This window comes from Citrobacter sp. Cpo040, assembly GCF_030332915.1.
Taxonomy (GTDB): Bacteria; Pseudomonadota; Gammaproteobacteria; order Enterobacterales; family Enterobacteriaceae; genus Citrobacter; species Citrobacter portucalensis.
Genome location: NZ_JAOWGX010000029.1, coordinates 38,807 through 52,728 on the forward strand (window position 1 = coordinate 38,807; position 13,922 = coordinate 52,728).

General features: G+C 43.5%; 12 protein-coding genes and 1 tRNA gene. 10 read left to right on the top strand and 3 right to left on the bottom strand.

What is annotated here, in order from left to right; genetic code table 11:
- The first annotated feature begins 31 nt into the window (after positions 1–31).
- The 10 genes from OGX86_RS01955 (at position 32) to gapS4b (ending at position 11,881) form a co-directional block, all read left to right on the top strand.
- Positions 32–709: an EcpB family pilus assembly chaperone gene (locus tag OGX86_RS01955; RefSeq protein WP_048226429.1), complete on the top strand. Its 678-nt coding sequence runs from the start codon at positions 32–34 to the stop codon at positions 707–709.
- Positions 710–767: 58 nt separating this feature from the next.
- Positions 768–3,260 (top strand): CS1-pili formation C-terminal domain-containing protein, encoded by a 2,493-nt coding sequence (locus OGX86_RS01960; RefSeq protein ID WP_048226427.1) that lies wholly within the window; start codon positions 768–770, stop codon positions 3,258–3,260.
- Between the two features lie 10 nt (positions 3,261–3,270).
- Positions 3,271–4,878, top strand: coding sequence for a fimbrial adhesin EcpD family protein (locus OGX86_RS01965; protein ID WP_168978582.1), 1,608 nt, complete (start codon positions 3,271–3,273; stop codon positions 4,876–4,878).
- Positions 4,875–5,570 (top strand): fimbrial biogenesis chaperone, encoded by a 696-nt coding sequence (locus OGX86_RS01970; protein WP_128317737.1) that lies wholly within the window; start codon positions 4,875–4,877, stop codon positions 5,568–5,570. The genes OGX86_RS01965 and OGX86_RS01970 overlap by 4 nt, the downstream gene beginning before the upstream one ends.
- 517 nt (positions 5,571–6,087) lie before the next feature.
- Positions 6,088–7,536, top strand: coding sequence for an EAL domain-containing protein (locus tag OGX86_RS01975; RefSeq protein ID WP_168978581.1), 1,449 nt, complete (start codon positions 6,088–6,090; stop codon positions 7,534–7,536).
- Positions 7,537–7,801: 265 nt separating this feature from the next.
- A complete protein-coding gene (locus OGX86_RS01980) occupies positions 7,802–8,266 on the top strand; it encodes a methyltransferase family protein (RefSeq protein ID WP_048214862.1) in 465 nt (154 codons plus the stop codon).
- 165 nt (positions 8,267–8,431) lie between these two features.
- Positions 8,432–8,507, top strand: a tRNA-Thr gene (locus OGX86_RS01985).
- A 162-nt stretch (positions 8,508–8,669) separates the two neighbouring features.
- Positions 8,670–9,845, top strand: a complete 1,176-nt coding sequence (locus tag OGX86_RS01990) for a tyrosine-type recombinase/integrase (protein ID WP_286539752.1) — start codon at positions 8,670–8,672, stop codon at positions 9,843–9,845.
- A 4-nt stretch (positions 9,846–9,849) separates the two neighbouring features.
- The gene (gene gapS4a / locus OGX86_RS01995) at positions 9,850–10,767 is read left to right on the top strand and encodes a GapS4a family protein (RefSeq protein ID WP_286639171.1); all 918 of its coding nucleotides are present in this window, start codon (positions 9,850–9,852) and stop codon (positions 10,765–10,767) included.
- Entirely contained in the window at positions 10,748–11,881 is a 1,134-nt protein-coding gene (gapS4b, locus tag OGX86_RS02000; RefSeq protein ID WP_286539747.1) for a GapS4b family protein, read from the top strand. Before gapS4a ends, gapS4b begins: the two co-directional genes overlap by 20 nt.
- A 323-nt stretch (positions 11,882–12,204) precedes the next feature.
- Here the strand turns inward: gapS4b and OGX86_RS02005 are convergent, their stop codons facing one another.
- From OGX86_RS02005 to sid, 3 genes are read right to left on the bottom strand one after another with little or no spacing between them, the layout of a single operon-like run.
- A complete protein-coding gene (locus OGX86_RS02005; protein ID WP_286639174.1) occupies positions 12,205–12,780 on the bottom strand; it encodes a phage polarity suppression protein in 576 nt (191 codons plus the stop codon).
- Between the two features lie 16 nt (positions 12,781–12,796).
- Entirely contained in the window at positions 12,797–13,039 is a 243-nt protein-coding gene (locus OGX86_RS02010) for an ogr/Delta-like zinc finger family protein (protein WP_181595824.1), read from the bottom strand.
- A complete protein-coding gene (gene sid / locus OGX86_RS02015; protein ID WP_286639180.1) occupies positions 13,036–13,839 on the bottom strand; it encodes a capsid size-determining scaffold Sid in 804 nt (267 codons plus the stop codon). Before sid ends, OGX86_RS02010 begins: the two co-directional genes overlap by 4 nt.
- Between the last annotated feature and the right edge of the window lie 83 nt (positions 13,840–13,922).

Below are 13,922 nucleotides of genomic sequence, written 5' to 3' on the forward strand. Positions count from 1 at the left end.
AAATTCTCCCGAATTTATCAGGAATGGTGTCATGAATAAATATTTACCGGCAGCAATGTTGGTAGGGTTGGTAATCTCTTTTTCCAGCTGGGCAATTAACGTTGGTGATATCACGTCGATAATGACTTCTTCTGAGAGTTCATTATCGAAAGAAATTACTAATACGACAGACTCGGCTCGTTATGTCAGCGTATCGGTAAAAAAACTGTCATCACCTTTAGCGGGCGGAGTCGAAATAAAACCCGTTAATTCCGGGGAATTACTCTCTACGCCTGCCAATCTAATTCTGCCTGGTCAGGCAAAGGATGTTTTTCGCTTCTTTTATAAAGGGCCAGTTGATGATATCGAGCGTTATTATCGTCTGCAATGGATAGATGAGCCGGTCACCGAGAGCGCGGAAACCAGGGCCAATAAATTGGCTGTTGCGACAGCGTCAGCAGAAATTGGCACAATATTGGTCGTTGCGCCGCGAAAAGAGCGTTTTGAATATAACCGTAATGGTGATGTTATTAGCAATACTGGCAATGTTTCATTTCGAGTAATCGCCTATGGGGCTTGCAAAGATAATGCTCGCGATCAGGGGCGGGGCTGTCGTGAACGTTATTACATTATGCCAGGTACAAAAATAAAACTGCAGTTCACCGACATTAGTAATAGCCGCTCACGCATCGGTATCTGGCACGGTAAGCAGTTTATTACAGTGAAGTGATGGTCAATAGCAGCCATCTGTACGGGATAAATAAAAATACCGGATTGTAAGGATGCATATGACAACAACATATATTGTTGGCGGTAGCATTTGTCTTTTTCTTGCGCTGACACCAGGAACTTCACATGCAGCCCCAGTAAAAGTGGGTAATTACGTTATTCCCAGCGCTTTCGCCCGTTCACTGGAGCAGGGAATGACGGTGCCGGTATATATACGTTACAACGAGACTGATGAGAAAAGTCAGCAAAAAATTGCCGATGCGGTGATTTCGCTTGTTGATGGCAATATTACAGTTAAAGCACTGACTCTTGCTGAATTGCCCAATAATGCTGTGTTATCCGAGAAAACCCGCGCGTTAGTGGAAAAAATCCGTGATGTAAAGTTTCACGATAATACGAATATTGAACTGTCAGATGATGCTCGACTGCAACTTAATGTCTCATCATTTCACCTGGAGATGATTGTCAGCAAAGATGCGTTAACTGAAGCGATTGTCGCGCGTAGTAGCTTGCTTGGACCTTCCAGCGTTGAAACTCTGTCTAACGTCCTGAACTACAACTTTGGTACCTACTACAACGATTACCGAAATGGCAGCAGTACCCGCAGCTATCTGACGATGGACAATACAACATCGCTGCGGGAGCACCACATTAATGTTAACGGTTCGTTTTACGGCATCGGTGACAGCAATGGTACCAGTAAACTTTATCGTGCGATGTATGAGCGCGATTATGAAGGGTATCGACTGGCGCTGGGGATGCTTGATACATGGAATGTCCAGTCTATTGCCAGCCTGAATGCGCTGAATGGTGGGAAAATTTACGGTGTGAGCTACGGGAACAAAGGAAGTACGGTTGTTGAGAATACCGCACTTTCACTCACGCCGATTACCGTATTTTTGCCAGCCGCTGGTGAGGTTCATGTCTTCCGCGATGGACGTTTGCTCAGCGTGCAGAACTTTAATATGGGCAGCTATGAAATTGATACCAGTCGCTTTCCGTATGGTGTTTACGACGTCACGGTAGATATCGTGGTCAATGGGCGGACAATTAATAGTCGTGTCAGCCGGGTTAATAAGATCTTTGCTCGCCAACAAGCTGCCGGCATTCATCAGCTCTCATGGCAGTTTTTTGGTGGTTCGCTGGATTATGATCGGGTGAGCTATAAGCGTAACCACTATCAGGATTTGGGTAATGAGCAGACCTGGATTGCCGGGGGGGCGGCATCGGTGACGCTGACGATATTGTCGGGGCTGGGCCTGAAATCAACGATCTACGGTTTTGACAACAATGCGGTTAATGAAACGGATGTCACGCTGAATGTGAATGAATACGTCAGTATTGGCAATCAGATGTTGGTAGCGAACGATTCATCATGGCGAAACATCAGTAACATTAATCTCAATGTCCCTGAGGGATATGGTTCCCTTTGGGCATCTCGCGAAGACAGTAAAATTGGCGATCGCTTGCCTATGCAGGAGCGTGATAACTATTCCATTGGCGGAACTCTTAACCTCGGAAAGTTTATTCCTCATGGTGGTTCACTCACCGTTAGTCAGACGGAGAATCGTTACTCAGGCAATAAATACCGTAATCTGGATTACAACACGACTCTCTATTCGGGAAGGTATGCCACGATTGGGTTACGTGCAGGAATTCAGCGTTATTACTACAACAACCGAAATGACGATGGGCGACAGGAACGTTATGTCAGCCTGGACTTATCGTTGCCGTTGGCGACCTGGTTGAGCATGGGCGTCTCCCGAGATCGCTATGGCAGCACCCAGGGTAATCTCAGTGCACGAAAACAGTATGCTGAAGGGCCGATTAAATCGGTCGGATTATCGGCATCAACGCGTCTGAGTGGTGAACAGTATTACGACAATAATTATTCGGTAAACGGCAATCTAAGTTATGACACGAAATATAACGCTGGCACCGTATCGGTAACACGTTCTGCTGACAACTCCACCAATATGAACTTCTCTTCCCAAGGTTCTCTGGCATGGGCAGGTAAAGACTTCGGTCTGAGTAAAGAGAGACAGCGTTCTGGCGTTATCGTAAAAACAGATTTGACCGGCGAGGGGAAACTGGCTGCGAAGATTAATAACCGCAATTATCTTCTCAGCGGTAAATCAAATTTTATTGCGTTGCCGCCTTATGCTCAGTACAAGCTGGAGATCCTTAATGATAAAAATTCTGAAGACAGCTTCGATATTGTTTCAGGGCGCAAACAGGAACTGACGCTTTATCCGGGCAACGTTGGCGTTATCAACCCTGAAGTGAAAAGCATGGTCACCGTATTCGGTCGCATTCGTTATCCCGATGGACAGTTGGCTGCAAATACCGATATTCATAACCACATCGGTAAAACACGTACGGATGCAAAAGGTGAGTTTGCTATCGATATTGATAAAAAGTATCCGGTTATTACGTTAATTTCTGCCAATGGCGGGGTATGTGAAGCCGATCTGGATCTGGAAAAAGCACGCGGCGCGGCGTGGGTTGGCGATGTGAAATGTGCAACGCAAACCACGATGGCACAACGATAAGGTATTAATAATGAATAAATCTCTATCTCTTATTTTTGGGTGTGCCTTTGCCGTGTTATCCCCATCTGCCTGGGCGCTCTCGGCATCCACTCAGGCAGCAGTCAATAACAATTATTTGTTTATAGAAAACAATGTTGATAACGAATACTTTATTACCCCGTCCTCCCTCGATCCTCGAATTAGTGGGTCGAACACCTGGGTAAAATATGGAAACGACCAGGATAGCCTGGGATACATAGGTATCGTTGGCTGGGTGGCCAATACCACATATTACAAGGATATGTGGATTGATAATTCGCCAATCAGTGAACCATTTCGGGGGATTCGTTGTACCACTGGTGCTAATTGCCCTGCATCTGGCTACATTGCTGCCGAGCTAACCGATCAATTTGGTTTTTATCACACTAAAGCAACCGGATCCGGGATCGCCGGTGGATACTATGGTTTTGCATCGCTGACAGACTCGGCGTATGAATACTTCCGCAATATGTCGGTCGGAAGCGCAGAGACATATAACCTTAATTTTTGTCGAACCACGATTGACTATGATTATGCGGCTGGACAGCGTTGTAAAGACCAGAGCAGCGGTAATTGGTACATCAGACCTTATACATTAAATAAAATAGGTCATTTGTCTTTGGTTTCTACCAATGCATTTCAGGAGTTATGGGTTGCCAGTGATGGTACGCCGAGCATCACTAAAGACAGTGGTTATTGTGAGCTGGGTGTGGTCAGTCGTGAAGATGGCGTTATCTGTAAGATGATTTCATACAATTTAAATCAAACCAGCAACCTGACGGCTTCACTACGTATTCGTATGTATGCGGATAGCGGTTTGCTTGGTTTTACACCGGCAGCTGCCACAATTAAATATTCTGGTGATGGTCAATCCTGGACTAATTTTAGCTCGACGTCGATTTATTATAATGTTTTTAGTAATGGTGGCGAGTATGTCTATGTCTTTTTGTCGAAAACATTCCTGAAAAATATGGTGGACAGTGGCGTCAGTATCACCAACAGCCAACCATTTACATTTGCTTTTACAAATAGCGTGACGCCAGAGTCGGGGTATTACCAGTTTACTCCTTCGCTACAGCTCAATATTGTGCCAAAGGAATATGGGATCAGTATTATCTCATCGGATAACAGCACCTCGGCAAGCGGCAGCGGCACAATTGGCGAGACCGCTCCGATTGAAATGGATTACACCGTGACGGTCTCGGGGCCTCGTCAGGCTGATAGCATTACCGCACAAGTTATTGGGGAAAGTACGACGATAAACAATGTGCCTTACTGCCTGTTTACGTCTGCGCAAGGCGGGCTGTCCGTCCCAATTCCCGCCTTTCTGCAATACAACAGTGAGTCGGGGGGCGTGGTGCAAAAACGAAATAGCTGCAGTGAAGCGGCAATCAGCATGAGAGATGCGCAATGGCAACAGACGCCCTGGGACGCAAATAATACAGATGATGGAAGCTATTTTGCGACTGATTTGAAATTGCTTTTCCCAATGAATGATTCGCGTTCGATGTTGACCGTTTCTGGGGCGGATTGGGAAGGTATTGTCAGTGCCAGCGGAGAGATCAAAGTGACGGCGAATTGGGTGGGAGTCACGCCATGAATCGCTGCCATTTGGCACTTAGATGGGCATTTGTCTTTCTTTTTGGGCTGACTGCATGCTCCGCACAGGCCGTCTATCTGGAGTCGACTATTTATGAGATGCCATCGGATAAATCATTTATCAGTAAACGAATCTATAACGATAGCCAGAAACAGAACGTGTACAGTATTAGCGCAGTTAAAATAGATAAACCGGGACCGGGAGGTGAAAACAGAAGTGCTATTGCCGAAGGCGAACTTTTGTTTACTCCGCTCCGTTTTTCACTGGCACCGCAGGCAAGTGAGTTTTTTAAGATTTTCTATCGTGGCCCGCAGGATGATAAAGAACGCTATTACCGAATACTGTTTCGTGAAATGCCGATAACGCTGTTTACCGAGCGTAATCAAGGGAAAGGCGGACAGGCTCTCCCGGTGATCGCTATGGATACCATATTGGTCGTTCGTCCGAGGAAAATGAACCTGGCCTACACCATTGATGAGATAAACGGGACGTTGAAAAACACAGGGAATACTTTTTTCAAAATTATCGTACACCAGGGGTGTCACTCAACTGATGATGAAGCCACCATGCGTTATGTGTTACCGGGGGAAACCTGGCATAGTAGTGAGTTGAAAACAAAAAACCGGAAATTTATCGTAGCGTTGCAGAAATACCTACCCGTGGGTCAGGGTTGCTTAAAGCTTAATCATTAAGGGTGTTGGGTCTGAACCAATATGCCCTGATTATATATTGAACCTATACTGTCACTCGCTATAGAAAATGTAGCAATAAATTTAGAGTCGATGAAACAATATGTCGTGCATATTGCCGGAAATGTTTATGAATACAAGATCTACGACATCCTCTCTTAGTTTGCCGGTCAGTATAAACTACGGTAGTATGTTATTCTGTTGGTCACTGTAGTTATATGTTTTGTAAATTTTGTATTTATAGTTTTTTGTTTTGTAATGAAGTGAAAGTGAGTAAAGGGATTTGTACTGATTAAGAAATGGAGATTTTTCTTTTTCAATTTTTAAATGGAACTTACGGTGTGATGAGAATACTCATATGGATAACTGTGATTATAAATTCTGAATTTACGTGATATGGCTTATGGATAAAGTTATATCACGAATCGCCTTATGATTATTGGAGGTCGAAGGTGTTGTATATTCTCTCGTGAATAGAGCGAGGGACCTGCTATGCCATAAATTTAAGTTGGTGATAACTATGAATACGAAAAAAATTTTTCTGCTCAGTTATGATACTTTCCTTTTTTCAGGAATAAAAGCATGGTTACCAAATCTGGTATTGATCGATGCACGGACATTTATTTCTGGCACGCAGTCAGTTATGTCGCAATATCCGTCCTGCTTGCTGGTGATCGATAACCGGTTGCCATTATTATTGGTCAAAAAATGGCTTCAGAGAAACAGTACACAGTTCATCAACATACACTGTATTGTTCTGCGGATGTGCGAAACCCTGCCTGTTAATCGGGGATATGAAGAATATTCCTTTATCAATGGGGGGGAATTGTCGGAGCAGTTGATCGCTCAATTAAAAGAGAGTCTATTGGCACCTAACAAAGTTGTGGAAGTCAATAAAGATTCACCGATGTTTACTTTTAACTTGACTGAATTTGAAGAAGAAATGCTGTATTCATCATTCACAAAAGAAAAACTGCATGATTTCTGTATTGCTAATTCGCTAACAATTAAGTCAGTGTATCGATATCGGGATAAAATTACTGCTCGCCTCGGCTTTTCCAATTTTAATGAAACTGTTATCTTTTTAACCCGAAATAATTTATTAAATGAAAGCTCTATAATCAATAATAATGTGAATGGGGATGCAGTTTACACTGACGCATATGATGTTTCGGATACTAGTAGACTGAGTATGGCAATAAGGAATGAGGAGATCATTCCTTATTTTCAGCCCATCGTGAATATCAGGGGCGATGTTTGTGGTGTTGAGGTCTTGGCTCGTTGGCCACAGGGACATAACTATGCTATTTCTCAGCGAGAGTTTATTCCATTGGCTGAAAAAACTGGCTTAATCAATGAGTTAACTAGCTATTTAATGACCGCTGTTGCGCGCAATCTGGTCTCTGGAGGCGCAAGCATTAATAAAACTCTGTTCGTTTCTTTTAATGTCAGTCCGTCAGGTTTAAATAATCCCGTATTCTATTGGGAATGCCTTAATTTTATGGAGATAACGCAAGGTCTGCCGATAAAATTGATGATAGAGATAACAGAGAACCAGACGTTCACGATCACTCCTGCAATCAAAGAACTTATTCGTTCGTTACGAAATAAAGGTGTGTTGTTTGCTTTGGATGATTTTGGTACTGGATACGCTAATCTCTGCTATCTCAATGAGTTAGACCTGGATGTAATCAAAATTGATAAAAGCTTCATTAAGGAAATTAAAGAGGTTGATCAATATATCCCTATGCTCGAGTCAATTACTCACCTTTCAGGACTTCTGGGGTTACGTACGGTGGCCGAGGGCGTTGAAAATGACTATCAGCAACAATGGCTGGGAAAAAATAATGTTGACTATCTGCAGGGGTATCAGTTTCTACCGCCAGTGACATTTAATGATTTTATCCGGTATTACCAGCAGTCTGTAGATTTGTTTGAATCAGCGTCAGATTCACCTTTATCTACGTAATTCATTTTTGACACGGTTTTTACATATGAAGGGTAAAACCTTTAAACGAGTATGTGCTCTGAGCTGACATGACCTGCAGCATGATTTTTTCCTGAACACCAGGGGCAGACGCCTCTGGTATTGGCGTCTTTGCATCGCTGCCTGTCTGTCTGGTTAAGTAAAAAGTCCTACAGTGAAGTATGCACCGTTTGTTTATGTATCTTAAACGGGGTATTTATAGTGATATCAGCGTTAATCAAACAGGTACTGAGGTTAGCCCGTAGCCATGCGTCCTTTCCTGACAAAATTAAGAGTCTGGCTTCCACCACCACTCATCCTATTATTATTCCTCATCGCGGATGCGTTGACGGCGATCCCGCGTTTCACATTTGGCGCGGTGACTATCGTAATAAGTGCATTGTTGGCTAGCGTCAGTCTGGCGATGATACTGCATACCGCGTGGCAGATGCGGAAGAAACGTACGACGCTAAACCCACTGCATGCAGAGAAATCCACCACACTTGTTACTGGCGGATGTTATGCCTGGAGCCGCAATCCAATCTATCTTGGAATGAGTGGACTCCAGTTAGCTTTTGCTCTTTACGTCGGTAGCCTGATTGGAATATTGGCTGCACCGCTGTTTATGCTAGTGGTTGCCAGATTGCATATTGATTTTGAAGAGGAACAACTGCGAAAACATTTCGGGCTGGAATGGAAACGCTATGAGCAGCGTGTTCGCCGCTGGTTATAGAATTCCCTTGCCGCGTACAAGGAAGCCAGTGACGACACGATTCGTGCGTAATTGAATCCGGATGATGCAAAAATAGGCGTTTGATTCGCAAGGCCATTGACGCATCGCCCGGTTAGTTTTAACCTTCTACCCCGTGTTCACATTCGTGGGCATGTCCTTATCAGGGCCGATATAGCTCAGTTGGTAGAGCAGCGCATTCGTAATGCGAAGGTCGTAGGTTCGACTCCTATTATCGGCACCATCTCAACTTCCTCAAACGTCCGTATTAGTCCATAACTCATCTGATTTATAACGTTTTTTCTTCTTATAAGTCCATAGTAGTCCGTAACCATCCAGTAGAATCCGGTACTGAATGTGTATAGGATTGTGTATATGTTCCTGTTCGGTCCGGATTCCTATACACATGCCTTTAAACGATATGCAGATTCGCCACGCTAAGCCTGAAGCTAAAGCCTATACACTCGGAGATGGGCAAGGGCTGTCTTTGCTTATAGAACCTAATGGAAGCAAGAGCTGGCGGTTCCGTTATCGTTTTGCCGGTAAACCCAAAATGATCTCGCTTGGTGTTTATCCAACAATCACTCTTGCCGATGCGCGTTCCCGTCGTGACGATGCCCGAAAACTGGTCGCGGAAGGAAAAAATCCGAGTGAGGTTAGAAAAGAGCAGAAAATTGCTTTGCAAACGGAGTCCGAGAGCGCGTTTGAAAAGATAGCCACAGAGTGGCACCAAATGAAGTCTGCTAAATGGTCGGAAGGATATGCCTCTGACATCATGGAAGCGTTTCAGAACGATATTTTTCCTTACGTGGGTACGAGAGCAGTAGGCGAAATCAAACCGCTAGAACTGCTTAACGTGCTACGTAAAATCGAAAAGCGCGGTGCATTAGAAAAAATGCGCAAAGTTCGGCAGCGATGTTCAGAGGTTTTTCGCTATGCCATTGCTACAGGAAGGGCTGAGTTTAACCCAGCAGCGGATCTTTCTAGTGCCCTCGATGTACACCAATCAAATCACTTCCCGTTCCTAAAAGCTGATGAGATACCCGATTTTCTGCGCGCTTTGGATGGTTACACCGGAAGTCGGCTTGTCCTTATTGCTACGAAATTACTGATGATTACAGGTGTAAGAACCATCGAATTACGTGCGGCATTATGGTCAGAATTTGATCTAGATAACGCTATTTGGGAAATTCCAGCAGAAAGGATGAAAATGCGTAGGGCACACCTTGTGCCATTGTCTACTCAAGCGTTAGATTTACTCAATGAACTAAAGATCATGACAGGGAACTATTGCTATGTTTTTCCAGGGCGGAACGATCCGAACAAACCTATGAGCGAAGCTAGTATAAATCAGGTAATCAAACGTATCGGCTTTTCTGGCAAGCTCACAGGACATGGTTTCCGACACACGCTTTCGACTATTTTGCATGAAAAGGGGTATGAGTCCCAATGGATTGAAATGCAATTAGCTCATGTAGATAAAAATTGTATTCGAGGGACTTATAATCATGCTCAATATATAGAAAAACGTCGTTCAATGCTTCAATGGTACTCAAATTTTTTATTTAACTTAAAAGGATGATTTCATGGGTGAGTTTTCTAAGCTAGTGGGAGATTATGGTGAGGATATTGTGTCTCACTTCCTTAACATATTCGGATGGGAAAATCATGCGACAAATAAGTATGTTGACTGTCGCACCCGAAAACATGGAAAAAACACACATGGTATTGATGCATTATTCGTATATGACTCACCATTGGAATCAAAAACAATAGAGAATGTAATTGTATCATCAAAATATTCATCAAACCCGTACGCTAAAGTGAATTCAACATTCAAAGCTCATTTTGAAGATATTGCCACAGCTATTGAGTGTTATGCAAAATCTCAGCTAAAGAAAGATGTAAATCAACAGATTATATCTGCCGGGCGGTACAATGGATATAATAAAAATGATACGGGTGTTTTATTTTATATTAATAATGACACTAACCCAGAAAAACAAGATGTGATCAGTTTGATTAAATCATCACAAATTAGTAATGACATTAAATATAGAACCATCCATGTTGTCGACAATAAAAAAGCAGCCTTTTTATTTGAAAGTATTCATTATATAAAAAACAAATTTGGCGAAGATAAAGTCAATTTTTTTTACCCACCAACATCTCTAAATCTTACTATCAATACCAAGAGGTATTTTGGTAAGGTTTTTCCCGTGGAATATGTTTCTTCCCCGATAATTCCTTTTGTAATAACTAGGGGGAGTCAAGAGCAACCAATTATATGTATGGTTTCATCTGAGCCGTTTTCTGCAGACAGTTTGGAACATTTAATATCATGCACACGAAATCTAGTATCAGATATATCTAAAAACTTATTATTTGTTTTCAATAGTTACAATAAACTTAATGCTAAAGAGGATTTAGATAGAATAAAAATGTCTCTTGATAGAGATATAAATATAGAAATTGACTCTTATAATGCTGATTTTAGAGGGTGATAAAATGGACTCTATGATTCTGCCAAGTGGCGACAATTTGAAAACACTCTTATCTCAATCAAAGATAAGTAAAAGTGAAGTGAAGTCTATCCTACGCGGAAGGGGAGTATTTTGTTCCAGTGATGAGAAGAGTAATACAGTCCCTTTATTAATTAAAACACTTGTCAGTCCGTCAGAATATAATTTCCTACAAGAACGGATTAAAACTAAAGAACACAGTACGAAGATCAATATGAGGACTTTGAAATGGGACTCAGAAGAGTCATTGATTGATGCCGTAGGTGAAGAATTTAACTTATCTGATTTGATTGATGATCCTTTTTGTAATTACGAGATTACTGACATCTCTGACTTTTATGTAAAGGAACACGATGATTCCATCGCTTTAGACTTCACTATAAGGCGTATTGACCTCATGAGTGCTTGGCATGAAGCAGAACAGTATTTCTCAGGAAGGATAGAGTTAGAAAAAAATGGTGAAAAAGATGATGATGTCGAAGTTAATATCTCTCTTAATCATACATCTCAAGAAACAAAATTAATTGCAGATAAAATCTTGAGAAGGTTGAATGATCATTTAAAATCAGAAGGGCATATTAAGCAGGATTCTGAAATACTAAAAATTCAGTTTAATCATTTCAATAACGCCAAAAGAATACAGTTTCTTGAGAACATTTCAAAATCTCATGTTCAAAATGAATTCTTTTTCCAAAAAATTATAGATGTCGATTTCTACCCTGATGATACAACTGACTTTCCTGCTGATCTGAAATGGTTAGAAAAGAATATTGAAGAATTTAAACTTAAGGGTACTTTAGGCGAGTCAATATTTTTCAGAAATAAAAGTCTACATGCAAATCTGAAAATATCTAAACTTGTAGCAAGCTACACAATGCAAGATATTGGATACGATGCCGAGTGTAAGATATCGTATGAGTTTCCTGAATACTCTACAAAGAAAATAGAAACTGCAGAGCTTGTTATTGATTTTAAGGCTTTTAATGGAAAAGGTGCTACAGCATCCCAAATTAATCAAATAAAATCTAATATTATGAAAACCATTGAGGCTATAAAAGTTAAAGCCTATAGTTTATATAAGAATGTTGATGAGTAAGTCGATGTTTATTTAAAGTTAAATATTAAAGCCACTTTAAATGTGGCTTTGATTCATAGATGTTATATAAAAAGTAGTGTTTATACATTCCTTAGGAGATGTCTAAATTAATATACATTTAATCTCAATGCTAGCGCGCAATGCTCTCCCCGCCACGCCTGCCCGCTTCCTGGGGCGCTTTTAATGCAGGTGCATGAAGGGACTCAGGCCGCGCCAGTGCTGGTGCGGCGGGGTGTGGAAAATTCAGGGTTTTGCATGCAAAGCCATGCAGCGTAGGCATGCATGGCTATTTTTATTAAAAAGACGGGTATTTTCGGGTCGTTTTATGCGGATTTTTTGCGGGTCTGCGCGGCCTGTCTGCGCATGAAAATCTGACTCTGTTCAGGTGTATATTTTGCCCGGTTGTCGTCTCTCGATGCTCTGTCAGGCCGGAAACCGATGGTTGTCAGAATGTCGCGATCTTCCTCTGCATAATCAATATTTCCTCCGCGGGTTACATGAACGGACAGCGCCTCGCGAACACTGGCGGCCGCCCGGTCGAGAGCCCGTTCTCTGACGATGTCAGGTTGTTCGCAGAGATGCATTAATTCCGGTGCCAGAGCGGCGGCCAGCGCCTCGCCGCTTACCTGCATAAAGGCGTGGAGCTGACGACGGATACTGATACGCTGCACGACCTCATGTGACCGGATGTACTGCCCGGCCGACTGATTTACCGCCCATTTTTTCAGGTCAACATCATCACGCAGCGCCTGTGCCGCCTCCGGTTCATAACGGGTACAGGTCAGCTCCAGCTCTTTCAGCGCCATTTCAGCCCGCGCCAGTGCTGACTTGCTGTTCATCCAGTCCGATTTATTCTTCTGACAGGTTTCAAAGGCCTGTTCCAGTGGTGCTCGTGCCATTGTCTTTTCTCCTGAATCAGTGGCGCAGCGATGAGCGGGCGCAGTCCAGAATTCGGGGTGGTGTTTCTGGTGCTGTCTGTGGCGGTTCGGGTTTTTCTTCTGCCGGTGGGCGTATCACCTCGTCAATAGACTCGATGGTGCGAAAGGTCGTGGAGCAAAAGACATTCACGCACTGGAGGTAGCTCTGTTTGACGTTATCCGACAGGTAACGGCTGGTACGGACATGGGCTGCCTGTTTGCAGTACGGGCAGCGCATCATGGCTTATCCCCCTGCGTTTTTTTCTTCTGTGCCAGCTCTTTAGCCCGTGCCATTCTGAGAGCAGGGCTTTTGTAGAGTTTCATATCCACGCCGGTGAGTGCCGGACGGTAAAGCCCAATTTGTGAAATCACCGGCTCCTGCGCCATGTTGAATGTGTAGAACCTGCTTTGCGCCAGTACATTCTCACCCAACTCTTGAATGAGAACGTTGTGAGGGTGTTCTTCTCCCTTAATTTCGAGTTCACGCAGGCGTAACGCAAAAGCGCGTACCAGCGCCGGGGGAATCTCTTTCATGACCGCCGACCACTCATTCCGGGCATGGGCAGAAAGCGCCTCTGAATGGGCGCTGACGTATTCTTTTCCTGATGTACAGGCGGCCAGCATGGTACTGGCTTTATCATCGTTGAGCTCATCAATCATGGCGGTGAATTCCTCCGCCAGCTCCCGACCGGCCACTCGCTGACTGTGTTCGGCTTTCAGTTCCGGGGTCATCATGCCGCGCAGTTCGCGAAAACGGGTACGCCAGTTCTGTTCGGCTTCGGCACTTTCATTCAGGGCGTTCTGACGCTCTTTCTCGCTGCGGGTAATAGCCGCATCAATATCATTCAGTTTCAGCATGTTTTCCGTGTGCGCGGATTTGGCCTTGCTAAACGCATCAAGCGCATTATTTATCGTGGCTTCTGCGTTCTGGTTTGCTTTCTCGTTAAGGCTGTCCAGTGCGCTGTCAATGGCCGTACGGATGTTCTCATCCTGCGTGCTGCCGATGGTTTTCATTACTGCGGTAAACAAATCTGGTTTCATCGTCGGGTTCTCTCTGTGTTTTCAACCTGACGCCATTCTGCCGTCCCTCAGACAACAACTCGATTCATTGCCGTTGTAGCAGA